We start from the raw sequence: 24,657 nt of genomic DNA on the forward strand, positions 1-24,657 counted from the left end.
GTGTCGACCGCGAGGGCGCTGTAGGTGGTGAACCCGCCGAGAACGCCTGTCCCGATGAACAGACGCAGGTCGCGTCGGCGACCCGCGTCCGGCCCTCGTCGCATCAGCGACTCGAGCAGGAGACCGAGCGCGAACGCACCGACGACGTTGATCAGCAGGATCGTCACGGGGATGCTGCCGGGTGCGGCGGGGAAGCTCAACGCCAGGGCTTCGCGCAGGCCCGTGCCGATCGTGCCTCCGAGGGCGACGAGTCCGATGAACCGCCACCGCAGGTGCACGGGCCGTTCGGTACCCGTGGAGTCGTCGACATCGAGGTCCGGGTTCTGGCCCAGCCCTTCGAAGTCGTCGCCTCTCCTCGACGGCAGCGGCGGAAACGGTGAGTCAGGTGAGGGGGAGGTCATGCATCGTCTTTCGAGCTGAGGCCGGAGGGGAGTCCGGGCAGCGGTTGAGAGGACGACGTCGCCGTCCGGGCATGTGCGCCCACGACGATGTGTCGATGGTCATCTGGTCTCCTATCTCGGTTTCCGGGCTCGCCAGCGGTTGAGATAGGGACTGTTGTCGACCTGAGTCGAGGTTGGTGACGGCGAGCCCCACCGCCGTGGCGTTTCCGCCACGCTCAGTGAAGCACTTATCCGATCGGGCTGCACCTCCCCGTGGAGATCCATCCACGGCTGGGGAGATGCTGGAGCAGCATGTCCCCATAGGACGTCCCTGGTCATCTCGATCATCGTGATCGGCGTCGACGCCGGCGGTCTCTTGACGTCGTCCCTCCGGCGAGAGACCGTAGAACCATGGATACCGACGGCGGCCAGAGCACGAAGCGGTCTGTGGCCGTGTTCCTGCTGATCGTCGCGTCGCTCGTGGCCATCGCTGCAGTGACACTGCTCGTGATCGATCCCTCTCGCACGAGCATGTACTTCACGCTGGGCGGCGCACTCATCACGATCTATCTCAACGCGCGGATCCTCAAGGGCGATCCGACCGCACGGTAGGCGAGTCGGAGGTCGCCGCCTCGAGGCGGACGAGATCGCCGCCTCCTTGACACGATCGCTCCTGGTCAATAGGTTCATCACTGAACCAACTAACCAATGAGGAGGGTCGCCGTGTTCGATGAGAGCAGCCCGATCTTCCAGCAGCTGGCCGACCGCATCGCGGACGACGTGCTCGCCGGCACCTACGCGGAAGAGCAGCAGGTGGCGTCGACGAACGAGTTCGCAGCGTTCTACCGCATCAACCCGGCTACGGCGGGCAAGGCGATGAACCTGCTCGTCGACCGCGGGGTGCTCTACAAGCGACGGGGCATCGGCATGTTCGTGGCCCCCGGCGCCCGTGACCTGCTCGTCGAGCAGCGTCGTGCCCGTTTCGCCGAGCAGTACGTCCGACCGCTCGTCCGCGAGGCCGCCGCGCTCGGCATCGACGCTGCAGCCCTCACGCGCATGATCAATCAGGAGGATCCGTCATGAGCACCGCCGTCGAAGTCTCCGGGGTGCACCGCACCTACGGGTCGACCACCGCCCTCCGGGGCGTCAGCACGACCGTCCGGGAGGGCGCCATCTGCGGCCTGCTCGGCCGCAACGGGGCGGGGAAGACCACCCTGCTCTCGATGATCGCCGGGCAGGAGCGTCCGAGTTCGGGCACGGTCCGCACTCTGGGGCACGACCCGGTCGAGAGCGTGGAGGTCCTGTCGCGCACCTCCTTCGTACGGGACAGCCAGCGCTGGCCCGACGACTTCCGCATCGGTCACGTGCTCTCGGTCGCCCCGGCCTTCCACGCCGGCTGGGACCCGGCACTGGCGCGCGACCTCGTGGCCGACCTGCGCGTTCCGACTCGGACACCGATCAAGAAGATGTCGCGGGGTCAGGCCTCGAGCGTCGCGATCGTGCTCGGGCTCGCATCGCGGGCGCCGCTCACGATCTTCGACGAGCCCTACCTCGGCCTCGATGCCACCGCTCGCCAGATCTTCTACGATCGCCTGCTCGCCGACTACGCCGAACACCCCCGCACCGTCCTGCTCTCCACCCACCTCGTCGACGAGTCGGAATCCCTGTTGGAGCAGGTCGTCGTGCTCGACGAGGGACGGGTCGTCCTCGACGCCGACGTCGACACGGCTCGCGCCTCGGCCTGGACGGCGGCAGGAGCCGCAGGTGCGGTCGATCGGGTCGTCGGCTCCCGGCGGGTGCTCGCCCGGCACGCCCTCGGCGGCCTCGCCAGCGTCACCGTGGCGGGGAGCGTCGACGACGCCCTCCGGCGCGAGGCCCGCGAGGCCGGGGTCGAGCTGGGATCCGTGTCGCTCCAGCACTTCGTCGCAGCCCTGGGCGCCGGTACGCCGACGCCCGGCGTGGACGACCGTGCCGCATCCGTCACCACTGAAGGAGCCCTGTCGTGAGCCGTGCAACCGCTGTCGTCCGACTCCAGCTCGTGCGCCGCACGACATGGTTCCTCGTGCCTCTCGGCATTATGCTCGTCGCGGGCGTGGCGACCGTGATCATCCAGCTAGCGATCCAGCGCGCCACGGGGATGTCTCCGACCTCACCCGGGTACGCCGACAGCGCCCGGAACAATCCGGCCCTCGCCTGGTCCGTCTGCGGGTACCTCGTGGCGACGGGGGTCGCCAGCATCTCGTCCGTGTTCCCGGTGGCGTCGTCGCTCGGCACCACACGCCGCGGCTTCGCGGCGGGCACGTTCCTCACTCACGCGCTGGTGTCCGCCTACCTCGCCGTCGTCGCGGCCGCGATGCTCGGCCTCGAGCTGCTCACCGGCCATTGGTTCGTCGGCATCTACGTCTTCGACACCGCCATCCTCGGCGCGGGGAACGTCGTCGTACTGCTGCTCGTGATGTTCCTCGGCTCGCTGACGGCGTTCACGGTCGGTGCGGTCTTCGGCGGGGTCTGGCTGCGGTTCGGCCCGCGCGGCCCTCTCGGAGTGGCCGTCGTCGCGGTCCTCGTGCTCGCAGGCCTCCTGCTGGCGCTCGCCCCGTCGCTGGGCGACATCGCTGCGGCGTTCGAATTCTGGTGGCTCGCCGTCGTGGGTGTCGCGCTGGTGCTCGTCGCCGCAGGAGGCACGAGCCTGTCGCTGCGCGGAGCGAGCGTCCGATAGATGGAGGGGGAGAGGCGCTCGTCACCCGAGGTCCCGACGGTGACGGGTGTCCGGCCGGTCGGCGATGCTCAGGGCGTGTCGTGGCCCCGGGCCGATGCCCTGCGAACGGATCGTCTCTCGCTGGAGCCGCTCGCCGTGCGGCACGCGAGCGAGATGACGAGGGCACTGGCGCCCTTGGCGCTCTACCGGTTCACCGGTGGGGAACCCCCGACGTACGACGAGCTCGGGGCGCGCTACCGACGTCAGGCACGAGGCCGGTCCGACGACGGACGCGCCGGGTGGTTGAACTGGATCATCCGGCCCATCGGCGGCGGGCCGGCCATCGGATTCGTCCAGGCGACGCTCACGCGCAGGGGCGTCGAGCTCGTCGCCGACCTCGCGTGGCTGGTCACCGTGTCGGAGCAGGGCCGGGGGCTGGCGCGGGAAGCGGGTGCGGCGGTCGTGGCGTGGTTGCCGTCGATCGGCGTCGGACGCCTGCAGGCTCACGTCCATCCGGACCACACGGCGTCAGCACGTGTGGCCGAGGGGCTCGGGCTCGCGCCGACGACGACTCTCGTCGACGGAGAGATGCTCTGGGAGGCCATGACTGCTCCATGACCCGATGGTGGGAACATGCCCGCCAGCCCACGGCCGAGCGTCCGGCTACGAGTCGGATGCGAGCACGAGTCCTGAGCTGCTAGCTTCCGGGCATGACCTGGCCCGCCGTCCACATCTCGCGCTCGCTCGTCCACGATGTCACCACGGTGTCCCGCGTCGCCGGGGACCCTGCGAACCTCCCCGAGTGGGCGGCCGGTCTGAGCACCGGTATGCGTCAGGAGGGCGGGCGGTGGATCACGGACTCGCCCCTGGGCGTCGTCGAGGTGACCTTCACCGGGCCGGTGGAGTTGGGGATCCTCGACCACGACGTGACCCTGCCCGACGGATCGGTGGTGCGGAACCCCTTCCGCATCGTCGCCAACGACGAGGGCAGCGAAGCCGTCTTCACCCTGTTCCGCCGTGAGGGCATGTCGGAGGAGGAGTTCCAGGCCGATGCTGACGCGGTCCGCCGAGACCTCGACCAGCTCGCGGTGCTGCTCGCCGAGCGTTTCCCGTCCACCCGTTAGTCGAACGCCGGCCGAGTGTCGAGCTCTCATCCGGGTGTGTCGAGGGGGCCGGCTCGACCCGTGGAGTGCGGGTCCGGATCGTGCCGACGGTGCTCTCCCTGACGAGACGCCTCGTCAGATCAGCAGCAGTCGCAGGCCTCGACCCGGCGCTCGCCCGTCAGAGCCGACACGGGCGTCTTGCAGGCGTCGCCCCGCCACGCCTCGAGTCCTTCCCGCACGGCGAACACGACGATGACGAGCCCCGCCACGGGGTCGGCCCAGGTCCATCCGAACGCGAGATTGAGCACGAGGCCGACGAGGACGGCCGCCGACAGGTACGAGCAGACGAGCGTCTGCTTCGAGTCGGCGACCGCGGACGCCGAGCCGAGCTCGGTGCCGGTGCGGCGCTCGATCAGGCTCAGGAACGGCATGACCGCAAGGCTCACCGCAGCCAGCACGATGCCCACGGGGGAGTGGTCGGGCTCTCGGATGCCGGTGAGGGTCAGAACGGCATCGACGGACACGTAGGCGGCCAGGCCGAAGAACGACACGGCGATGACACGCAGCGCGAGCCGTTCCCGCTTCTCCGGGTCGGGGGCGGCGAACTGCCACGCGATCGCGGCGGCCGAGAGCACCTCGACGATCGAGTCGAGGCCGAATCCGATCAGGGCGGTCGAGGAGGCGACGGTGCCGGCGGTGATGGCGACGATCGCCTCGATCACGTTGTACGTGATCGTGACGGCGACGATGAGTCTGATCCGGCGTTGCAGCAGGAGGCGGCGGGCCGGAACGAGGAGGCGCGGGTCGGCCGTCGTGGTCATGCGCCCGTCCCGCAGCAGAAAGGGACGTCGCAGGCGTCGTCCGTGCAGGCCTCGCCGTCGTCGACGGCGAGCACGACGTCGACCAGAGCGGTCAGCGACCTCGTGAGGTGAGGGTCCGCGATCTCGTAGCGGGTGGACCGCCCCTCGGGGACGGCGACAACGATGCCGCAGCCGCGGAGACACGAGAGGTGGTTGGAGACGTTCGAGCGCGTGAGGCCGAGACGCTCGGCCAACGCGCCGGGGTAGCCGGGCTCGTCGAGGAGGTGGAGCAGGATGCGCGATCGGGTCGGATCGGCCATGGCGCGCCCGAGGCGGTTCATGACATCGACACGCGACGAAAGGGTCAGCATGTGCTGACTATACAGTCGACGCTGACTGGACGAGGTCGGTCAGCGGGCGCGGCCCGTGCGCCGGCGGACGTAGTCCGCGAAGCCGGGGACGGAGAACTCGAGCTCGCCGTAGACGGGCGCGTGGATGATGCCCTTGCGGATGATGCGGTCGCGGGTGGTCGCCACCTGCGTCAGCGACTTGCCCAGCTCGGCCGCCACCGCACCGGACTGGACCCGAGGCGAGACGCTCGGCTGGGGACGGGCGTCGTGCCCACTGTCGGGCGACGCGTCGGCCACGGCGACCATGGTGTCGACGTACTCGCGTTCGCGCTCGGAGAGCCGGTCGTAGCGCGCGGAGTAGAGGCCCGCGTCGAGCTGCCGCTGCACGGCCGGGATGGCTTCGTCGACGTGCGTCGACTCGATCCGAGCGGCGCCGGCGGCGCAGGTCCACGACTCGCTCGCGTAGAGCTGGAGGAAGTAGGGGTACCGATCGGCGAGCTCGAGGACCCGCTCGAGCGCGTCGTCGTCCCAGATGGTGCCGAGGTCGAAGGCGGGATCGGTGACCGCCGCGCGTGCGTCCGACTCGCCCAACCGGTCGATCAACTCGAAGCGGAACCGCTCGGCGTAGGTGTTCGCCTTCGACAGCTCGGACGCGAGGTAGGGCAGACCGGCGCCGATGAGCACGATCGGTTCGTCCTTGAGCGCCGACAGGGCCTGGACGAGGACGGCGATGTCCCGTTTACGGAAGACCTGCAGCTCGTCGATCAGAAGGGCCACGCCGACCCCGTTCTGACTGGCGTCCCGTCCGAGCAGTCGGAGGAACCGGACCAGTTCGGGGAACGGGTCGGAGTCGTCGCGTCGAGGTGAAGCGGCATCGACGGCGAAGGTGAAGCCGGTCGGCCCCAGCGACAGCTTCATGCCCCCGATCGAGTGCGCCCCCGAGGACAGCGCCTTCCGGAGTCTGCCCTGCGTGAGGTCGGCGCTGTCCCGGACGATGGACCTCACGGCGACACCCGGTTCGACGTCGCGCCGCACCTCGTAGTAGCCGGCGAGCCATCCTCTGGAGCGCAGCACGGCGCCGACCTCCTGGAGGAGCGACGTCTTGCCCACTCCTCGCAGGCCGGTGAACACGACGGGGTTCGACGAGCGGCCCGCTTCGACGAGCTCGGCGAGAGAGCCGACGACCGCCAGCTGGGACTCCCGACCGATCAGGGTCGGCGGTCGGGTGCCGGCGCCGGGCGTGAAGGGGTTGAGAGTCACGGGGCCTCCTGAGCGGACTTGCTATAATATAGCAAATCTCCGCACTGCTCCCGGGTCAGTCGTTCGGGAGGGGGATCGGCGTCGGGTTCTGATCGTCGTTCGTGCAGAACGTCGTCTCGGTGGGGCTCACGTCGGGGTCGCAGATCCTGACGTCCACGTCCTCGCCGTCGATCTCGAGGGTGATGTGGAAGGCGCCGTACGCCACAGCCTCGTAATCCTCGCCGGAGAGGTCGGACCCGTAGGCCTCGTACGTCTCGTTCAGGTGCTTCGCCGCCTCCTGCGATTCCGGTTCGGACTGGTCCACCAGGCCGCACGACGTGAGCATCGTGACGGTGGCGAGCGCCGCGGCGGCTCCGAGCGCGAGACGGGTCAGGCCTGCGGACCGGCGGGGGAGGGAGGCGGTGGTGGAACCATTCTTCGTCATGTCGATGACGCTAGCGCCTTCCAGACCGACAGGTCTGCACCGAGCGCCAGGCGGTCTCCGCCCGATGCACGTCGCATCGCGGTCAGCCGGCGCCTGGCGTCGATGTGAGCCCCGTCAGCAGCACACCGCCCCCGGCGGCGATCATCACGACGGCCCACGCCGGCACCCGCCAGACGACCAGCAGCACGAAGCAGACCAGGGCCAGGCAGAAGGCGCCGACGTCGGTCACCGCCGTGACGAACACCGGGTCGTAGAGCGCCGCGGCCAGCAGCCCGACGACGGCCGCGTTCGCCCCGCGGAGGAGCGCGCCGACGAGGCGGCGCCCCCGCACTGCATCCCAGAACGGCAGCACGCCCGCCAACAGCAGCAGCCCCGGCGCGAAGATCGCGAGGGTGGCCAGCAGGGCGCCGAGCGCGCCTCCCGGCCCGAGATCGGCGACGGCCCCGAGGTACGTCGCGAAGGTGAAGAGCGGACCCGGCACGGCCTGCGCCACCCCGTAGCCGGTCAGGAAGACGCCGTCGTCGACCCAGCCGGGCTCGACCAGCCCCGCGTGCAGCAGCGGCAGCACGACGTGACCGCCACCGAAGACGAGCGCCCCCGCCCGGTAGAAGACGTCGATCAGGGCGATCGTCTCGGACCGCGTCGCGGCGGCCAGCACGGGCAACCCGGCGAGGAGGGCGACGAAGAGACCCAGGCAGACCGCACCCGCCCGCCGACCGATCGGGAACGGCGCGGACCCGACCCGCGCCTCCTCGTCGGACCGGCAGAAGAGCAGCCCTCCTGCGAGCCCGACCGCGATCGCGACCAGCTGCCCGGCCGGACCGGTCAGCACGAGGGCGGCGACCGCGGCGACGACGGCGAGGGAGGCGCGGGTCGGGTCGGGCGCCAGCGACCGCGCCATCCCCGTCACGGCGTGGGCCACGACCGCCACCGCGCCGATGGTCAGTCCCCTCACGACGGCCGAGCCCACGGGCCCGTCGAGCGCCCCGAGGCCGAGCGCCACCGCGAACATCAGCAGGGCCGATGGCAGGGTGAACGCGACGAACGCCGCCAGCGCGCCGAGTGGACCGGCCCGCAGCAGGCCCAGCCCGAAGCCGACCTGGCTCGACGCCGGCCCGGGCAGGAACTGCGCCAGCGCGACCAGCTCGCCGTACCGCCCGTCGGCGAGCCAGCGACGGCGCTCGACCAGCTCGGAGCGGAAGTACCCGAGGTGCGCGACCGGCCCGCCGAACGACGTCAGCCCGAGCAGAGAGAAGACCCGGGCGACCTCGAGGGGGTTCCCTCGGTCGCCCGGGTCTGCGCTGTCTCGTCTCATCACGGGGTCATGATGTCAAACCCCGGTGACTCGTCTGTGACGCGTCGGTGACGCGTCGGTGCCGCGTCGGCCCGGCGAGGCGTCGACTCAGTGCCCGGCGACGTACAGCTCGGGCTCGGGCAGCCCCTTCGCCGAGCGGATCGACCGCGACAGGCGCTCGATCGACACGAGCGCGGCGACCACGTCGGCGGACGTCACCGGGAACGGCATGTTGTGGATGGTCTCCGTCTCGACGGTCGCGGCCTCGGCCACGGCGGTCAGCTCGTCGAGGTCGTCCACCGTCAGGCCGATCTCGGTGAGCGTGTTCGGCAGACCGACGCGGGTGGTGAACTCGACGAAGTCCTCGATCTCGTCGCGGGGCGCCCCCTCGAGCACGAGCTGCGTCATCGAGCCGATGTTGACCTTCTGCCCGTGCGTCAGCCCGTGGGTCTGCGGCGCCGCGGTCAGGCCGTTGTGGATGGCGTGCGCGGCGGCGAGTCCGCCTGACTCGAAGCCCAGACCCGACAGCAGCGTGTTGGCCTCGACGAGGGCCTCGAGGGCGGGGGTGACGACGCCGTCCTCCGCCGCGGCGAGGGCCGAGAAGGCGTTCTCGTGGATGATCCGCCACGACAGCTCGGCGAGCGCCGTGCCGGCCTGCGTCGGGAGGCCGCCGGCCATCGTGGTCGCATGCGAGCTGGCCGAGGCGCGGGCCTCGAGCCACGTGGCGAGGGCGTCGCCGATCCCCGCGACGAGGAACTTGACGGGCGCGTTCGCGACGAGCTGCGTGTCGATCAGCACGAGGTCGGGGTTCCGCGGGAAGAACCGGTACTCGATGAACTCGCCCTCGTCGGTGTAGACGACGGCGAGCGCGGAGGTCGGCGCGTCGGTGGAGGCGACCGTGGGCACGCTGACCCAGCGGATGCCGGCGAGGTGCCCGGCGGCCTTGGCGGCGTCGATGGCGCTGCCGCCGCCGATCGCGACGACGACGTCGGCGGACGTCCCTCGGATGGTCTCGACGAGCTCGTCGATCGAGGCGGGTGTCGCGAAGCGACCGAATCCGACGCGCTCGATGCGCAGGTCGGCCGACTCGAAGCTGGTGGTGACCGACTGCTCGACGAGGCCCCAGACGACGTCGTCCGACACGATCAGCGGCTTCGAGCCGATCGGGGCGACGAACTCGCCGAGCCGGGTGATGGCGTCCTTGCCCTGGACGTAGCGGGCGGGGCTCATGACGGTGCGGATGGGAGTGGTCATCGTGCGGTCCTCTCTGGTGGTGCGTGTCGTCCCGACGGTACGCGCGCCTCCTCCGTGGCCCCTCCGTGCTCGCGTCGCGGCGGGGGTGCGCGGGGTACGGTCGGCGCATGAGCACCCGCGGCCGTCGCCCAGCCCCCTCGTCCGACCTCCGTGCGAAGGTGCCGACGGCGGCGAGTCTCGTCGTTCCGCAGTCGATGGTGGTGGGGTTCCTGCGTCTCACGGCGGCGAACCGGACCTTCGTCAGCGCGGCGGGCGCCCGTCGTCGCATCCGTGCCCGGTCGCTTCGTCCTGCGCCGTTCGGTCCGCCGAGCGCCCTGCGGTCGGACGTCCGCGTCGACGTCGAGCAGCGCTCCGGCTGGCCGGTGTACCGCGTCTCACGCCGCGACGGAGCGTCCCGCGGCACCGTGGTCTACGCCCACGGCGGCGGCTGGGTCGGCGAGATCGTGTCGCAGCACTGGCATCTCGCCGCGCAGATCGCGGCCGAGGCGGGCACCACGGTCGTGCTCCCGATCTACCCCCTCGTCCCGTTCGGGACCGCCGAGGAGGCGCGGGTCGGCATCATCGACCTCGTCACCACGGCGGATGGTCCCGTGGCTCTCGCGGGGGACTCCGCCGGCGGTCAGATCGTCCTCTCGGCGGCGTTGTCGCTGCGCGACGAGGGCGTCGTCGTGCCTCGGACGGTGCTGATCGCCCCCGCGCTCGACCTCACCTGGAGCAACCCGCGGATCCCCGTGGTCCAGCCGAGCGACCCGTGGCTCGGCACCCCCGGCGGGCGGGTGCTGTCCGAGCACTGGCGGGGCGGTCTCGACCTGCGCGACCCCACGGTCAGTCCGCTGTTCGGCGATCTCGCCGGGCTGGGTGCGCTGACCGTGTTCTCGGGGACGCGCGACGTCCTGAATCCCGACGCGCACCTCCTGCGCGACCGTGCTCGCACCGCGGGGGTCGACCTCGACTGGCACGAGGGTCGGGGGCGGATCCACGCGTACCCGCTGCTGCCGACACGGGCCGGCAGGGAGGCGCGGGTCGAGATCGTGCGGACGCTCCGGGAGACCCTCGCCGGGTGAGCCGCGGGCTACTGGACCGCGGCCGTGAGCCGGGCGACGTTGTCGAGCACCTGCAGCCCGGCGGGTCGTGACAGCCAGGCGGCGAGAGTGAGCTCGTGCGACCGCGAGCGGTAGTCGTCCTCGATGAGACGCACCTCGTCGACGAAGCCCGACCCGCGCACCATCAGCGAGACCTCGAAGTTCAGGCTGAACGAGCGCATGTCCATGTTGCTCGACCCGATGACGGCCACGTCGTCGTCGACCGTGAAGTGCTTCGAGTGCAGCACGGTCGGCTTCTCGTAGAGGAAGATGCGGACGCCCGCACGAAGCAGCGTCTCGTAGTACGAGCGCTGCGCGTGGTAGACCATGAACTGGTCGGCCACCTCGCAGGCGAACAGCTGCACGTCGACGCCCCGCTCGGCCGCCGTGGTGATCGCGTAGAGCATCGACTCGTCGGGCACGAAGTACGGGCTGGCGATGATCAGGCGCTCCTGGGCGCCGTAGACGAGCGCGTTGAAGAGGCGCAGGTTGTTCTCGCCGTCGAACCCGGGGCCGCTCGGCACGACCTGGCACTCGATGGTGTCCGGGCCCGTGCGCTGCTCGACGATCGGCTCGGCCTCCGCGTCGGTCGGCAGCTCGTCGGTCTCGCTGTACCAGTCGGTGATGAAGAGGGCGTTGAGGCCGATGGCGGCGGGCCCGTCGAGTCGCACCATGAGGTCCTTCCACTGCAGGCCCCGGCGCATGTTGCCCCGCTTGTTGTAGCTCGGGTCGATCATGTTCTGCGACCCGGTGAAGGCCACGTGACCGTCGACCACGACGATCTTGCGGTGGTTGCGGAGGTCGGGACGCCGCCACATGCCCTTCGTCGGGTGGAACGGCAGCATCTCCTCGAAGCGGATGCCGGCGTCGCGCAGCCAGCGGCGGGTGACTCGGCCCTGGGGGTTGCGGATGGTCGCCCAGTGGTCGTAGAGCACCCGCACCTTGACCCCGCGGTCGTGGGCGCGCTTCAGCGCGTCGAAGAAGAGGTAGGTCGTCTCGTCGCGGGTGAGGATGTAGAACTCGACGTGCACGTAGCGCTCGGCGTCGTCGACCGCCGCGGTCATCGCGGCCACCGAGTCGGCGTAGTCGGGCAGCAGCGTCGCGGTGTTGCCCGGGATGAGCGGCATGGCGCCGAGCGTGCGGTTCAGCTGCACGACGGTGCCGAACCACGGCGGCTGGGTGACCGTGGGCACCCGCGAGTCGAGACCCTGCGTGTTCTCGAGGATGAGGCTGTTGATCTCGCGCTGCTTGTCGCGGCGGTCCTGCGGCAGCTTCGTCGAGCCGATCAGCCCGAAGAGGACGCTGCCGGGGATGGGCGCGACGAAGATCGCCATCAGCCACGCCATCGCCGAGCTCGGGCGCCGATTGCGGGGGACGAGCACCACGGCCACCACGCGGATGACGATGTCGACGACGAGCACGACGGTCGGGAAGGCCTTGAGGACTCTGCGCCAGGTCATGCCTCGATCCTCGCAGGCCGCGAGGCCGGGTGCGTCGGGCTGGCCGACTTCGGCTGTTGCACTCTGGGTCTCAGAGTGCAATAGTGCATCTCGGGCATTCCGCCCTCGGCACCGTCGCCGCACCATCGGGACGACGATCGAGCAGGAGGCGCGATGACCGACACGAGCACCGGGGCCGCCCCCGAGACGATCGGCAAGACGGCCCTCCGGCGGGTCCGCGTCCGTGCCGAGCTGATCGCCGAGGCCCGCCGACGGACGGCGGCCGACGGGCTGGCCGGCTTCACCCTCGACGAGCTGTGCGCCACCGTGGGCATCTCGCGTCGCACGTTCTTCAACCACTTCGCCTCGAAGGACGACGTCGTCGTGGGCACGGCCATCGACGACGACGACCACGCCCTCGAGGCGTACGCCGCCTCGTCACGCGACCCGCGCCTCCTGCCCCTCTCGTCCGTGTTCGACGACCTGTCGCGCCTGATCGTGGCCCGGATCGAGCAGGTCGGGCTGACACGCGAGCGCGCCGCGGCCTTCCGCGCCGTGCTCGAGCGCGAGCCCAGGCTCTTCGCCGCGATCATGCGCCAGGGCGACGAGCAGAAGCGCCGGGTGATCGCCGCCATCGCCCGCCACGAGGGGCTCCCGGTCGACGACCCGCGCGTCGACGCCGCGTTCACGCTCGCCACCGCGCTGACCCAGCGCGCCGTCGAGCAGTTCTTCTTCGAGCTCGACGCCCCGTCGCGCCGGTTCGACGACGTCCTCGCGAGCTGGTTCGACCTCGCCCGCGATCTGCTCGCCGTCTCGAGCACGACGGCCGCCGCGAGCCCCGCCGCGACCCCCATCACGACCCCCGCCATCACCGAACCGTCCGACCGAGAGGCCCGTTGAGTCGACCATGACCACGTCCACCACCGCCACCGCCACGAAGGGCGACGCGCCGTTCCTCCTCACCAAGAGGCGGATCTGGATCATCTTCGGCGCCCTCATCTCGGGCATGCTGCTCTCGAGCCTCGACCAGACCATCGTGTCGACCGCCATGCCGACCATCGTCGGCGAGCTCGGCGGCGTCGAGCACCAGGCCTGGATCACCACCGCCTACCTGCTCGCCACGACGATCGTCATGCCGATCTACGGCAAGTTCGGCGACGTGCTCGGTCGACGCAATCTGTTCCTGGCCGCCATCGCGATCTTCACGCTCGCCAGCATCGGCTGCGCCTTCGCCGACGACTTCTGGATGTTCGTGGTGTTCCGCGCCATCCAGGGGCTCGGCGGCGGCGGGCTCATGATCCTGTCGCAGGCGATCATCGCCGACATCGTGCCCGCCTCCGAGCGCGGCAGGTACCTCGGCCCGCTCGGTGCCGTCTTCGGCCTCTCGGCCATCGGCGGCCCGCTGCTCGGCGGCTTCTTCGTCGACCACCTCACGTGGCAGTGGGCGTTCTACATCAACATCCCGGTCGGCGTCGCCGCGTTCATCATCGCGTGGATGGCGCTCACCCTGCCCGGGAAGAAGGCCACCAAGCGGATCGACGTGCTCGGCGTCGTGCTGCTGTCGGCGGCGACCACGTGCCTCATCTTCTTCACCGAGTTCGGCGGTCAGGCCGACCACGGCTGGGGCGCCGGCGAGACCTGGCTCTGGGGCGCGGGCGTGCTCGTCGCCGTCGGGCTGTTCGTGTTCGTCGAGTCGCGGGCCGACGACCCGATCATCCCGCTGTCGTTCTTCCGCAACAAGGTGTTCGTGCTCGCCACGGGCATCGGCTTCGTGCTCGGCATCGGCATGTTCTCGGCGATCGCCTTCGTCCCGACGTTCCTGCAGATGTCGTCCGGCGCCTCCGCGGCGGTGTCGGGACTCCTGCTGCTGCCGATGATGGCGGGTCTGATCGGCACGTCGATCCTCTCGGGCAACCTGATCTCCAAGACCGGCCGATACCGCATCTTCCCGATCGTCGGCACGATCCTCACGGGCATCGCCATGCTGCTCTTCACGACTCTGACGGCCGACACCCCGCTGCCGCTGATCTGCGTGTTCCTGTTCGTCTTCGGCGCGGGGCTCGGCCTCATCATGCAGGTCGTGGTGCTCGTCGTGCAGAACTCGGTCGACGCCGCGAACGTCGGCACCGCGACCAGCACGAACAACTACTTCCGCGAGGTCGGGGCGGCGCTCGGCGTCGCGGTCTTCGGCGCCATGTTCACCAGCCGCCTGACCTCGAACCTGACGACGGTCTTCACCGACGCGGGGGCGTCGCCGAGCGACGCGTCGTCCGCGACGGCGACCCTCGACCCGGCCGCGCTCAACGAACTGCCCGAGGCCATCCGCCGCCTCGTCGTCGAGGCCTACGCCGACTCGCTCGCGCCGGTGTTCGCGTACCTGGTGCCGTTCATCGCGGTGGCGCTGATCCTGGCGCTGTTCCTGCCGCAGATCGCGCTGAGCGACGTGGCCGGGATGGTCGCGCGGGGCGAGGCCGTCTCGGGGGACGAAGCGGAGGAGCTGGAGGCGGCGAGCCGCGGTCGCTCGACACCTGCGCCGTCGGCCGCGACGTCTGCTGCGACCTCCGCCGCCGGCGAGTCGGCCACGGCCGCCGCGGTCGCGTCGGGTGCTCCCGTGGTGCCGCCGGCCGATGCGGATGCCGACACCGCGCCCCCTCGGGAGCCCCGCGGCGACTAGGCGCCGCTGCGGCCGTCGGGGCGCGGACCGCCCGACATCGGGTGCAGTCTGCGCCCCGCCGTCCGCAGCACCGCCTCCGTCACGGCGTCGAGCAGGGGCGACCCGAGCGTCCACCGCTGCCAGAACAGGGTGACGTCGACGGGGGAGTCGGGGGCGAGCTCGATCAGACGGCCCGCCTCGATCTCGGGCCGGGCCTGCTCCTCGGGCAGCATGCTCCATCCGAGTCCGAGCACGGTCGCCCTGGCGAAGTCGGCCGAGGCCGGCACATGGTGGCGAGGCGAGCGGGCGTCTCGGCCGCTGACGCGTCGGACGAACTCGTGCTGCAGGGTGTCCGTCCGATCGAAGACGACCATCGGCACCCGGTCGACGAGGTCGAGGTCGACGCGGCCGCCGAACCGGCGCTCGACGAAGGCGGGGCTCGCCACGGCGCGGTAGCGCATGACGCCGAGCGGTTCGACGACGCAGCCCTGCACGGGCTCCCGGGTCGCAGTGACCGCGGCCAGCACGTCGCCCGCCCGGAGCAGCGCCGAGGTGTGCTCCTGGTCGGCGCGGCGGAGGTCGAACACCACCGGATGACTCGCCGCCACGTCGGCCAGCGCGTCGAGGAACCACGTCGCCGACGAGTCGGCGTTGACGGCGATCGGCAGGGTGGACGGTCCGTGGTCGGTGCCCGCGCCTCCCAGCTCGGAGGCGACGTCGGCGGACAGCAGGTCGATCTGCCGGGCGAGACGGAGCACGACGTCCCCCGCCGGGGACGTCGCGACCGGGCTCGTCCGTCGGAGGAGCACCGCGCCGGCCGCCGTCTCGAGCAGCTTGATGCGCTGCGAGACCGCCGACTGGGTCATGTGCAGCCGCTGAGCCGCCGCCTCGAACGTGCCCTCGTCGACGATCGTCCGCAGGGTGTCGAGCTGATCGAGGGTGAACCGGGCCATGAGCTGAGCTTATGCGCCATCGAGAACATGAGCTGGATAGATGCCGAAGGGGCCCGTACCGTCGACGTCGTGCACCTAGAGACCAGCCTTCCGATCGCCCTCCTCGGCTTCGGCACCAGCCTCGCGCTCATCGTCGCCATCGGTGCGCAGAACGCGTACGTGCTGCGGGTCGGTCTGACCGGGGTGACCCGCGTGGTCGTGCCCGTCGTGGTGGTCTGCGCGGTCAGCGACGCCGTGCTGATCAGCGCCGGAGTGGCCGGTGTCGGCGCCCTCATCACGGCCGTGCCCGAGGTCGTCGTCGTGGTGCGACTCGTGGGTGCCGGGTTCCTCCTGGTGTACGCGGCGTTCGCGGCGGTCCGCGCGCTGCGGCCGGTGGGTGCGCTGGTCCCCGTCGCCGCCCCGGGCGGTGCTGACGGTCGCCAGCCGGTACAGACGGTCCGCGTCTCGACGGCCGTGCTGACGGCCCTCGCCTTCACATGGTTGAACCCGCACACCTATCTCGACACGATCGTCTTCCTCGGTTCGGTGGCGAATCAGCAGCCGGGGGAGCTCCGCTGGTGGTTCGCGGCGGGTGCGGTGGTGGGCAGTCTCGTCTGGTTCTCGGCCCTGGGATTCGGCTCGCGCCTCCTGCGTCCCGTCTTCGCGAGGCCCGGGGCCTGGCGGGTGCTCGACGCCATCATCGCGGTGGTGATGACCGTGCTCGGTCTGCGCCTCCTCCTCGGCGCCTGACCCCGGACCGCGGCGTGTCCCGACTCGTCGACCAGACCCGGGGGCCCCGAGGAGGCGCGGGTCGACTCAGCCGCGCCGCGTCGACTTCCAGAGACGGCCGGCCAGGCGCCCCACCGCGACGAGGGCGAACGACAGCGCGATGAGGGCGAGCAGCAGCACCCCGACGTAGATCGCCACGCCACCCGCGCCGCCCTGGGCCGCCGGGTCGTAGAACGGGTACGGGTAGAAGCCGATGAGGGCCCCGCGCACGATCGTGTAGACGCTGTAGACCACCGGGGTCACGAGGCCGACCAGGGCGGCCGACCAGGGGAGTCGTCGACCGGCCGGCAGCACGAGCCAGTCGATCAGCGCGGCCACGGGCACGAGCATGTGCACGACCACGTTCACCCACGGGATGACTCCGCCCCCGACGCCGGCGAGCAGCAGGTTGAAGACGAGACCGACGAACACCATGTTGACGACGTTGACGAGTCGAACGGTGTCCCAGGCGCGACTGCCGGGTCTCCGTCGCAGGGTGCGCACCGCCCCGACGGTGAAGACGACCACGGCGAACAGATTGCTGAGGTTCGTGTAGTACGAGAAGAAGTTGACGATGCCGTAGTCGTTCGTCAGGGTGACGCCGAACTGCGTGCCGACGGCCGCGAGGCCGAGCACGGCGAGGACGAGTCGGAAGGGGACCATCAGCCGGGCGCGCGTCATGGCGACAGCCTACTGAGCGGCGCTCCGGTCGCCGCTCCCGACCCGGAGCCGCCGATGCCGTCGAGGAGGCGCGCCCCGCCGCTCCTAATCAGTCGACGTCGACGACGGTCAAGGAGGCGCGGGCCGCCTCGATCGTCGACAGGATCGACCTCGAGTCGGCCAGCGAGTGCAGGGGCGAGTCGCGGAGCCCGGCGTCGACGAAAGAGGCGAGCGCCGCGGCCTGGTAGGCGAGCCCCTGGCGTCCGGTCGGCACGGACGGGTCATCCCAGATCGCCGTGCCGCTCGCCGTGGTGAGCTCGAACGAGGTCGGGAAGACGAGGTTCCGCAGGGTGCGGAGCGACCCGCCCGACCCCAGCACGGCTCCGATGCCCGGCGATGTGGCCCGCAGGCTCGTGGCCGCCGTCGCGAGCACCCCGTCGGCCGTGCGGGTGACGACGGCCGCGTCGAGGTCGACGCCGTCGGCTCGGGTCGATCCGGTGGCGTGCCGTTCGACGGGGTGGCCGGTGGCGAACTGGGTGAACCAGAACGCGTACACGCCGATGTCGAGCAGCGCCCCGCCGCCGAGGGCGGGGTCGGTCATGCGGCCGGGCGCCGAGAGGTCGTTCGCCCACGCGACGTCGGCCGTCGCGAGACGCACGTCGCCGATCGCGCCGTCGGCGAGGAGGCGCGCCATCACCGTCGTGTGGGGCAGGTAGCGCGTCCAGAGCGCCTCCATGGCGAGCACCCCGGCGTCGCTCGCGGCGGCCCCGATGAGGTCGGCCTCCGCCGGAGTCGTCGCGAGCGGCTTCTCGATCAGCACGTGCTTGCCGGCGGCGATGGCGGTCAGCGCGTCGGGCAGGTGCCGGGTGTGAGGAGTCGCGACGTAGACGACGTCGACGTCGGGGGAGGCCGCCATCGCCTCCGCGCTGCCGAAGGCGGACCCGACGCCGTGTGCTCGGGCGAACGCCTCGGCCCGCTCGAGGCTGCGCGACGCGGCGGCCACCACCCGCTGATCGGTGTGCGCATGCAGGGCGTCGGTGAAGTCGCCGGCGATCTCCCCGGGGCCGATCACCCCCCAGCGCAGAGTCGGCCCACCGCGGAGGGGCGTGTGCGTCGCAGAGGGGAATGCTGGTGCGGGCATGGCTGCTCCTCGGGGTCACGTCGTCGTGCGCCCATCATGCCGTGCCCCGCAGTCTCGCCGGCGGACGACCCGCCTCCTCACCCCGCGAAGCGCTGGCTGCCGATCACCCCGAGCAGTCGCAGCTTCTCGGCGTCCGGCGACCCGGGGCGAGCGGTCAGGACGAGCAGGGTCTGCGACTGATCCTCCGTGAAGAGCGCCTGGCAGTCGACCTCGATGAGCCCGAGCTCGGGGTGCACGAGGGTCTTGCGGTCGTCGAAGCGCTGGTGCACCTCGTGCCGCCGCCACAGCGCGGCGAACTCGTCGCTCGCGTCCAGCAGCGCCTCCACGAGCTCGCGCGGTCGGCCGCCCCCGCCCGCCATGCTCAGGGCGGCACGCAGACCCGACGCCTGCAGCGCGAGCTGGTGCTCGTGGTCGGCGGCGGGGTAGGAGGCGCGCTCGGCCGGATCGGTGAACCACCGGTAGAACGCACTGCGGGCCAGCCCCTCGTGCCGACGCTGATCACCGAGCAGGGCCACCGCGAGCGGATTCTGCGCCAACGTCTCGGCGAGGTCGCTCAGCACGAGCGCCGGGGTGTCGTCGAGCCGGTCGAGCACCCGCAGCAGGGCCGGGCTGACGTGCTCCCCGCCCCTGGTGCGACGCGGCGGATGGTGCCCGGTCAGCCGGTAGAGGTGGTCGCGCTCGTCCAGACCGAGGCGCAGTCCGCGGGTCAGGGCGATCAGCATCTGCTCGGAGGGCTGGGGCCCGCGCTGCTGCTCCAACCGGGCGTAGTAGTCGGTCGACATGCCGACCAGCGCGGCGACCTCCTCCCGGCTGAGACCGGCGGTGCGCCGACGCTCTCCGTCGGGCAGACCGACGTCGGAGGGGCGGAGCGACTCGCGTCGGTGACGCAGGAAGTCGGCGAGCTCGGCACGGTCCATGCCGCCATGCTGTCAGCCCCGGTGGCGCCCGACCAGGGAGCGTCGATCCCTGGACAGGCGCGCTCTGCCGCGCCGCGCCTCCTCGGGCGAGGGTGGTGTCACATCCATTACGAGTAGGAGCACCTCATGAAGATCAGCGGCAACACCGTGTTCATCCCCGGCGGCACGTCGGGCATCGGTCTGGGGCTGGCGCTCCGGCTGCAGGCGGCGGGCAACACCGTCGTCGTGGCGGGCCGCCGTGCCGCGCTGCTCGACGAGATCGTGCTCGACCACCCCGGCATCGAGTCGATCGTGCTCGACACCACCGACCCGGAGGCCGTGGTCGCGGTCTCGCGCGAGGCGCAGCGGCGCTGGCCCGAGACGAACGTCGTCGTCGCGATGGCCGGCATCATGCTGCCGGAGGACGTCACGACCGCCGCGTTCGTCGAGACGGCCGAGGCGACGGTCACGACCAATCTGCTCGGGCCCATCCGACTGCTCGCCGCCTGGACCGAGCATCTGCAGGCGCGACCCGCGGCGGCGTTCGTCACGGTGTCGTCGGGGCTCGCGAGCGTGCCCCTGCCGATGACGCCGACCTACAACGCGACCAAGGCGGCGATCCACTCGCTGAGCGAGGGCATCCGCGTCCAGTTCGCCGACACGTCGGTGCAGATCGTCGAGCTCGTACCACCGGCGGTGCAGACCACCCTGCTCGGTCAGCAGGACGACCCCTCGGCCATGCCGCTCGACGAGTACCTCGACGAGACGATGATGCTGCTCGAGTCGCAGCCCGACGCCCACGAGATCCTCGTCGAGCGGGTCGGGTTCCTCCGTCATGCCGAGGCCGAGGGGCGCTACGCCGATGTGCTCGCGTTGCTGAGCGGCACGCACTGAGCGGTGTGCGCGGAGCGGTGTGCGCGGAGCGGTGTGCACGGATCGGCACGCCCACCGGGCGGCACCCGTAGTCTGTCGGCATGAGCGGATGGGGCGAATGGGGCACGGTGGTGCTCGCGGTGGTGGCCGTGGCCGTCTACGCGGCGATCGTGCTGAGCATCGTGCGGGCAGTCCGGCGACGAGCCGACACGACAGCGCTCGAGCAGACCATCTGGACCATCGCCGTCGTGCTGTTCCCGATCGGCGCCGTGGCCGTCTGGCTGCTGCTCGGGCCGCACCCGCTCGGCCTCCGCGTCGACCGAGAGCTCGACTGACCGCTCGGCCGCGAGCTCCACTGACCGTTCGACCGCGAGCTCGACCGGCAGCTCGACTGACGGCTCGGTCGGCAGCTCGACCGGCAGCGCGACCGCGACCGCGACCGCGACCGCGACCGCGATCGACGCGCGGCCTCGGCGGCCGACTGTCGGTGGCCCCGCCTATCGTGCCGACATGGACACCTCCGAGCTCGGACCCGTCGACACCTGCCGAGGAGGCGCGGGTCGACCCGCCGAAGCACCCTGCGATCACCCCGTGGTCGCCGGCAGCCCCGTCGCCCTCTGTGAATGCCATCTGGTCGTCGCGACCGAGTGGGCGGCTGCCCGCGCCGCCGTCGTCGACGGCGCGACCGACCTCCTGCCCTCGCCCTGCGCGGCCTGCGGGTCGCGGCTCGGCGTGCACTGGCCGTCGGGGTGGCTCTGCGCCGTGTGCGAGTGGCGGCAGGGTGACGTGCCCGACCATGACCTCGCGCCTCCTCGGGTCGACGTCGTCTACTACATCCGCTTCGACGACCGGATCAAGATCGGCACGACGGCCAACCCTCGGCAGCGTCTCGGGCGCCTCTGGCATCACGAGGTCCTCGCGTTCGAGCGCGGCGACCGGGGTGTCGAGCAGCGTCGCCACGAGCAGTTCGGGGCCTGGCGGTTCGGACGCACCGAGTGGTTCGCCGTCAACGAGGTGCTCGACGTGCACGTGGCGACCCTCGCCGCCGGCACGGACGACCCGTGGAGTCGACACGCCCGTTGGACGAGCGAGGCGCTCGCGCTGCAGGGCTGAGGCGCGCAGGGCTGAGACGCGCAGGGGTCACCCCCTCAGGTAGGCGTCGACGAACAGCGACCCGCGGATGACCCGCAGCTCGTCGAGCAGTCTCGGCACCGTCTGGCGGGTGAACCCCGACAGCTGCAGATCGTGGGGGCCGAGCATCGGCAACCTGCCCGTCCTCAGCCGGACGACCTGCCAGCCCGCCGCCCGCAGCGCCGCGTCCTTGCGGCGGTCGGCGACCTCGCGCCGGCCGACGTGCTCGAGTCCGTGCCGGCCGGTGGAGTCGTACTCGATCGCGACCCGCAGCTCGGAGAGGACGATGTCGGGCCACACCTCGACGTGGTCGAAGAACGGCCGACCGACCCGCACGGCGTTCAGGCCGGGTTCGAACTCGAGTCGGGCGGTCAGCTCGGCCCGCAGCTCGGCCTCGACCGCCGAGGCCGGTCTCGGCGCGCAGACGCTGACGAACGGGGTGCCGGTCGTCACGGCGGGGGTCTTGTCGCAGATCGGCTGGGAGGCGCGGGTGGGCTTCGCCCGTCGAACCGCGGTCGGGCGCACGGGGGGAGCGGGGCGCACGGGCGCGAGCTCGGCCGGCGGCGGCCCCGCCGTCTGCGCGACGCGAGGCGATCCGACCACCGGCGCCGCGCCTCCCAGGCTCGCCGCCTGCTCCCGTACGGCGGCTGCCGGTGCCATCGGCGGTCGCATCGGCAGCGCCCGCGGCTTCGCCTGCTCGCTGCAGTCGGGGCACCACGACGAGCGGCGCCGTTCGCGCCCCGGTCGGTTCCGCTGCTCGTCGGGAGTGGCCACGAACAGGTGCCCGGCGTCGCACAGCCAGCAGAGGTACACGTCGGCGGCGGGCGGGATCTGACTGAGCACGATGCCGCCGTTGTGCTCGGGTCGGTACTGCCGCACGAGCACCGGGAACGACGCCCACGCCTCGCGGTACGTTCCCACCGCGTAGGGCACGGCGAGCCCGCGCGACGTCCGCCGTCGCGCCCACCAGCTGTCGATCGGCTCAGGCACGCTGCCACGCTACGAGCGACCACCGACATCCGAGGCCACGCCGGTGGCCCCCCGCCGCCGTGCACCTCTACCATCGACCGGATGCCCGACACCGCGCCTCCCGACCTGCCCCGCTCCGAGATCGACGTGAACGCGCGGGGCTTCGTCAGGGTCCGCGGCGCCCGCGAGAACAACCTGCGGGCGGTCGACGTCGACGTGCCGCGCGACAGCATCGTGGCCTTCACGGGCGTCTCCGGCTCGGGCAAGTCGTCGCTCGCGTTCGGCACGATCTACGCCGAGGCGCAGCGCAGGTTCTTCGAGTCCGTCGCCCCTTATGCGCGTCGACTGATCGCGCAGGGCGGGTCGCCCCACGTCGACGAGATCACCGGCCTGCCCCCGGCCGTCGCCCTGCAGCAGCGCCGCGGCGCCCCGAGCTCGAGGTCGACCGTCGGCACCGTGACCACCCTCTCGAACTCGATGCGCATGCTGTTCTCGCGGGCGGGCACCTACCCCGCGGGCGCGGCGCGCCTCGAGTCGGACTCGTTCTCGCCCAACACCGCCGCCGGGGCCTGCCCGCGCTGCCACGGGCTGGGCGTCGCCCACGAGGTCACCGAGGCCTCCGCGGTGCACGATCCCGGTCTGAGCATCCGCGACGGGGCCATCACCGCCTGGCCGGGGGCCTGGCAGGGCAAGAACCTCCGCGATGTGACGGCCGGGCTCGGCTACGACATCGACCGCCCGTGGCGCGAGCTGCCGCAGGCCGACCGCGACTGGCTGCTCTACACCGACGAGCAGCCCGTCGTCGAGGTCGTCCCGCAGCGCGATCGCGTCGCCAAGCCCTACAAGGGCCGGTTCTGGAGCGCACGGGCGTTCGTGCTGCACACCCTCGCCGACTCGCAGAGCGAGACCCAGCGGACCAAGGTGCTGCGCTTCGTCGAGAGCGGGCCCTGCACGCTCTGCGGCGGCAGCGGTCTCACGCGCGCGGCCCTCGCCGTCACGTTCGCCGGTCGCACGATCGCCGATCTGAACGCGCTGCCCCTGGCCGAGCTGGGCGAGGTGCTGCGCCCGACCGCGACCCTGACGTCGGCGACGGCGGCCGTGTCGAACGCGTCCTCCGGCGAGGTCACCGAGGTCGCGGTGACCCTGGCCGCCGACCTCCTGGCCCGAACGGCCGTCCTCGACGGTCTGGGGCTCGGTTATCTCAGCCTCGGGCGCGCCACTCCGACGCTCTCGCCCGGCGAGATGCAGCGCCTGCGCATCGCCACGCAGCTCCGCTCCGGTCTCTTCGGCGTGGTCTACGTGCTCGACGAGCCGAGCGCGGGTCTGCATCCGGCCGACGCCGAACCGCTGGTCGCCGTGCTCGAGGAGCTGCGCGAGAGCGGCAACTCGGTCTTCGTCGTCGAGCACGACATGAGCATCGTCCGTCGCGCCGACTGGGTCGTCGACGTCGGACCGGGTGCCGGCAGCGAAGGAGGCGCGGTGCTCTACAGCGGCCCGGTCGCCGGCCTCGCCGGGGTCGACCGCTCGGTGACGCGGAGGTTCCTCGACCCCGCGCCCGATCCCGCGTCCAGGGCGCGCCCGCGGCGTGAGCCCACCGGGGTCCTGGCGCTGCGAGGCGTGTCGCGGCACAACCTGCAGGGCGTCGACGTCGACGTGCCGCGCGGCGTCCTCACGGCGGTGACCGGCGTGTCCGGCTCCGGCAAGTCGACGCTGGTCGGCGGCGTCCTCGCCGAGACGGCGGTCGACCACGAGGGCGTCGATCGCGTGGTGCAGGTGGATCAGCGTCCGATCGGTCGCACGCCGCGCTCGAACCTGGCGACGTACACCGGGCTGTTCGACGCGGTGCGCTCGGTCTTCGCGGCGACCGACGAGGCGCGGGCCCGCGGCTACACGGCGGGGCGCTTCTCGTTCAACGTGGTGGGCGGCCGGTGCGAGGTCTGCCAGGGCGAGGGGGCCGTCTCGGTCGAGCTGCTCTTCCTCCCGGGCAGCTACGCGCCGTGCCCCGAGTGCCACGGCGCCCGGTACAACGCGGAGACCCTCGAGGTGGCCTGGAACGGTCGCAGCATCGCCGACGTCCTCGCGATGACCGTCACCGAGGCCGCCGCGTTCCTCGGCGAGGTGCCGGCCGCCTCCCGCGCCCTCGAGACCCTGCTGCAGGTGGGGCTCGGCTACCTGCGCCTCGGGCAGCCGGCGACCGAGCTCTCCGGCGGCGAGGCGCAGCGCATAAAGCTGGCGACCGAGCTGCAGCGCGCCCGCACGGGTCACACCCTGTATCTGCTCGACGAGCCGACCACGGGTCTGCACCCCGCCGACGTCGAGCTGCTCGTGGCGCAGCTGCAGGGGCTGGTCGACGCGGGCAACACGGTGGTGGTCGTCGAGCATCACATGGGCGTCGTGGCGGCCTCCGATCACGTGGTCGACATGGGTCCGGCGGGCGGCGACGCCGGGGGCCGGGTCGTCGCGGTCGGCACCCCGGAGGAGGTCGCCGCCTCGTCGGAGAGCCGCACCGCCCCCTACCTCGCCGAGGCGATCGCCGGGCGCTGACCGCCTCGT

General features: G+C 71.7%; 27 protein-coding genes. 14 read left to right on the forward strand and 13 right to left on the reverse strand.

The features are described from left to right. The coding region (locus IFT51_RS06175; protein ID WP_371740714.1) for a CrcB family protein at positions 1-278 on the reverse strand (278 nt) is incomplete at its 3' end. 513 nt (positions 279-791) lie between these two features. On the opposite strand from IFT51_RS06175, the gene IFT51_RS06180 reads away from it, so the two are divergent. The 6 genes from IFT51_RS06180 to IFT51_RS06205 all read left to right on the forward strand — a co-directional run bounded on the left by IFT51_RS06180 (position 792) and on the right by IFT51_RS06205 (position 4,199). Continuing rightward, on the forward strand, positions 792-992 hold the full coding sequence (locus IFT51_RS06180; RefSeq protein WP_192060222.1) for a hypothetical protein: 201 nt from the start codon (positions 792-794) through the stop codon (positions 990-992). 111 nt (positions 993-1,103) lie between these two features. Next, the gene (locus tag IFT51_RS06185; RefSeq protein WP_371740715.1) at positions 1,104-1,463 is read left to right on the forward strand and encodes a GntR family transcriptional regulator; all 360 of its coding nucleotides are present in this window, start codon (positions 1,104-1,106) and stop codon (positions 1,461-1,463) included. After that, positions 1,460-2,386, forward strand: coding sequence for an ATP-binding cassette domain-containing protein (locus IFT51_RS06190; RefSeq protein WP_192060224.1), 927 nt, complete (start codon positions 1,460-1,462; stop codon positions 2,384-2,386). Before IFT51_RS06185 ends, IFT51_RS06190 begins: the two co-directional genes overlap by 4 nt. Then, positions 2,383-3,096 (forward strand): hypothetical protein, encoded by a 714-nt coding sequence (locus IFT51_RS06195; protein ID WP_192060225.1) that lies wholly within the window; start codon positions 2,383-2,385, stop codon positions 3,094-3,096. The genes IFT51_RS06190 and IFT51_RS06195 overlap by 4 nt, the downstream gene beginning before the upstream one ends. A gap of 75 nt (positions 3,097-3,171) precedes the next feature. Then, complete coding sequence (locus IFT51_RS06200; RefSeq protein ID WP_371740716.1) at positions 3,172-3,693, forward strand: GNAT family N-acetyltransferase; 522 nt, start codon at positions 3,172-3,174, stop codon at positions 3,691-3,693. 92 nt (positions 3,694-3,785) lie between these two features. Further along, positions 3,786-4,199: an SRPBCC family protein gene (locus IFT51_RS06205; RefSeq protein ID WP_192060227.1), complete on the forward strand. Its 414-nt coding sequence runs from the start codon at positions 3,786-3,788 to the stop codon at positions 4,197-4,199. 119 nt (positions 4,200-4,318) lie between these two features. On the opposite strand, the gene IFT51_RS06210 is transcribed toward IFT51_RS06205, so the two are convergent. From IFT51_RS06210 to IFT51_RS06235, 6 genes are all read right to left on the reverse strand, one after another. Further along, complete coding sequence (locus IFT51_RS06210; protein WP_192060228.1) at positions 4,319-4,999, reverse strand: cation diffusion facilitator family transporter; 681 nt, start codon at positions 4,997-4,999, stop codon at positions 4,319-4,321. Then, positions 4,996-5,349 carry a helix-turn-helix transcriptional regulator gene (locus IFT51_RS06215; RefSeq protein WP_192060229.1) on the reverse strand — a complete coding sequence of 118 codons (354 nt, stop codon included), beginning with the start codon at positions 5,347-5,349 and terminating at the stop codon, positions 4,996-4,998. Before IFT51_RS06215 ends, IFT51_RS06210 begins: the two co-directional genes overlap by 4 nt. Before the next feature lie 39 nt (positions 5,350-5,388). Continuing rightward, on the reverse strand, positions 5,389-6,588 hold the full coding sequence (locus IFT51_RS06220; protein WP_192060230.1) for an ATP-binding protein: 1,200 nt from the start codon (positions 6,586-6,588) through the stop codon (positions 5,389-5,391). A 55-nt stretch (positions 6,589-6,643) separates the two neighbouring features. Then, positions 6,644-7,012: a hypothetical protein gene (locus IFT51_RS06225; RefSeq protein WP_192060231.1), complete on the reverse strand. Its 369-nt coding sequence runs from the start codon at positions 7,010-7,012 to the stop codon at positions 6,644-6,646. 82 nt (positions 7,013-7,094) lie between these two features. Continuing rightward, positions 7,095-8,327 carry a chromate efflux transporter gene (gene chrA, locus IFT51_RS06230; RefSeq protein WP_192060573.1) on the reverse strand — a complete coding sequence of 411 codons (1,233 nt, stop codon included), beginning with the start codon at positions 8,325-8,327 and terminating at the stop codon, positions 7,095-7,097. 87 nt (positions 8,328-8,414) lie between these two features. After that, positions 8,415-9,560, reverse strand: a complete 1,146-nt coding sequence (locus tag IFT51_RS06235) for a glycerol dehydrogenase (RefSeq protein ID WP_192060232.1) — start codon at positions 9,558-9,560, stop codon at positions 8,415-8,417. Between the two features lie 107 nt (positions 9,561-9,667). Here IFT51_RS06235 and IFT51_RS06240 point away from each other — a divergent pair, with 107 nt between their 5' ends. Next, positions 9,668-10,624 (forward strand): alpha/beta hydrolase fold domain-containing protein, encoded by a 957-nt coding sequence (locus tag IFT51_RS06240; RefSeq protein WP_197981863.1) that lies wholly within the window; start codon positions 9,668-9,670, stop codon positions 10,622-10,624. A gap of 8 nt (positions 10,625-10,632) precedes the next feature. Here the strand turns inward: IFT51_RS06240 and cls are convergent, their stop codons facing one another. Next, positions 10,633-12,102 (reverse strand): cardiolipin synthase, encoded by a 1,470-nt coding sequence (gene cls / locus IFT51_RS06245; protein ID WP_192060233.1) that lies wholly within the window; start codon positions 12,100-12,102, stop codon positions 10,633-10,635. 153 nt (positions 12,103-12,255) lie between these two features. Between cls and IFT51_RS06250 the strand changes: the two genes are divergently transcribed. Then, complete coding sequence (locus tag IFT51_RS06250; protein WP_192060234.1) at positions 12,256-12,981, forward strand: TetR/AcrR family transcriptional regulator; 726 nt, start codon at positions 12,256-12,258, stop codon at positions 12,979-12,981. A 7-nt stretch (positions 12,982-12,988) separates the two neighbouring features. Then, on the forward strand, positions 12,989-14,755 hold the full coding sequence (locus tag IFT51_RS06255) for an MDR family MFS transporter (protein WP_192060235.1): 1,767 nt from the start codon (positions 12,989-12,991) through the stop codon (positions 14,753-14,755). Here IFT51_RS06255 and IFT51_RS06260 read toward each other — a convergent pair. Continuing rightward, a complete protein-coding gene (locus IFT51_RS06260) occupies positions 14,752-15,687 on the reverse strand; it encodes a LysR family transcriptional regulator ArgP (RefSeq protein ID WP_192060236.1) in 936 nt (311 codons plus the stop codon). The two genes, IFT51_RS06255 and IFT51_RS06260, sit on opposite strands and share 4 nt — an antisense overlap. A 27-nt stretch (positions 15,688-15,714) precedes the next feature. Between IFT51_RS06260 and IFT51_RS06265 the strand changes: the two genes are divergently transcribed. Continuing rightward, a complete protein-coding gene (locus tag IFT51_RS06265) occupies positions 15,715-16,416 on the forward strand; it encodes a LysE/ArgO family amino acid transporter (protein ID WP_192060237.1) in 702 nt (233 codons plus the stop codon). Positions 16,417-16,482: 66 nt separating this feature from the next. Here the strand turns inward: IFT51_RS06265 and IFT51_RS06270 are convergent, their stop codons facing one another. The 3 genes from IFT51_RS06270 to IFT51_RS06280 form a co-directional block, all read right to left on the reverse strand. Next, the gene (locus IFT51_RS06270; RefSeq protein ID WP_192060238.1) at positions 16,483-17,115 is read right to left on the reverse strand and encodes a Pr6Pr family membrane protein; all 633 of its coding nucleotides are present in this window, start codon (positions 17,113-17,115) and stop codon (positions 16,483-16,485) included. A gap of 88 nt (positions 17,116-17,203) precedes the next feature. Next, positions 17,204-18,235 (reverse strand): Gfo/Idh/MocA family protein, encoded by a 1,032-nt coding sequence (locus tag IFT51_RS06275; protein ID WP_192060239.1) that lies wholly within the window; start codon positions 18,233-18,235, stop codon positions 17,204-17,206. Positions 18,236-18,312: 77 nt separating this feature from the next. Then, a complete protein-coding gene (locus IFT51_RS06280) occupies positions 18,313-19,152 on the reverse strand; it encodes a helix-turn-helix transcriptional regulator (RefSeq protein WP_192060240.1) in 840 nt (279 codons plus the stop codon). A 126-nt stretch (positions 19,153-19,278) separates the two neighbouring features. Here IFT51_RS06280 and IFT51_RS06285 point away from each other — a divergent pair, with 126 nt between their 5' ends. The 3 genes from IFT51_RS06285 to IFT51_RS06295 all read left to right on the forward strand — a co-directional run bounded on the left by IFT51_RS06285 (position 19,279) and on the right by IFT51_RS06295 (position 21,117). After that, positions 19,279-20,025 carry an SDR family oxidoreductase gene (locus tag IFT51_RS06285; protein WP_192060241.1) on the forward strand — a complete coding sequence of 249 codons (747 nt, stop codon included), beginning with the start codon at positions 19,279-19,281 and terminating at the stop codon, positions 20,023-20,025. A gap of 80 nt (positions 20,026-20,105) precedes the next feature. Beyond that, positions 20,106-20,339 (forward strand): hypothetical protein, encoded by a 234-nt coding sequence (locus tag IFT51_RS06290; protein WP_192060242.1) that lies wholly within the window; start codon positions 20,106-20,108, stop codon positions 20,337-20,339. A gap of 175 nt (positions 20,340-20,514) precedes the next feature. Next, on the forward strand, positions 20,515-21,117 hold the full coding sequence (locus tag IFT51_RS06295; RefSeq protein ID WP_244637018.1) for a GIY-YIG nuclease family protein: 603 nt from the start codon (positions 20,515-20,517) through the stop codon (positions 21,115-21,117). Between the two features lie 27 nt (positions 21,118-21,144). Here IFT51_RS06295 and IFT51_RS06300 read toward each other — a convergent pair whose 3' ends face one another. Next, complete coding sequence (locus IFT51_RS06300) at positions 21,145-22,125, reverse strand: hypothetical protein (RefSeq protein WP_192060243.1); 981 nt, start codon at positions 22,123-22,125, stop codon at positions 21,145-21,147. An 81-nt stretch (positions 22,126-22,206) separates the two neighbouring features. Between IFT51_RS06300 and IFT51_RS06305 the strand changes: the two genes are divergently transcribed. Then, on the forward strand, positions 22,207-24,648 hold the full coding sequence (locus IFT51_RS06305) for an excinuclease ABC subunit UvrA (RefSeq protein ID WP_192060244.1): 2,442 nt from the start codon (positions 22,207-22,209) through the stop codon (positions 24,646-24,648). The last annotated feature ends 9 nt before the right edge of the window (positions 24,649-24,657 follow it).

It is taken from the genome of Frigoribacterium sp. CFBP 13712 (assembly GCF_014842255.1).
GTDB lineage: Bacteria > Actinomycetota > Actinomycetes > Actinomycetales > Microbacteriaceae > Frigoribacterium.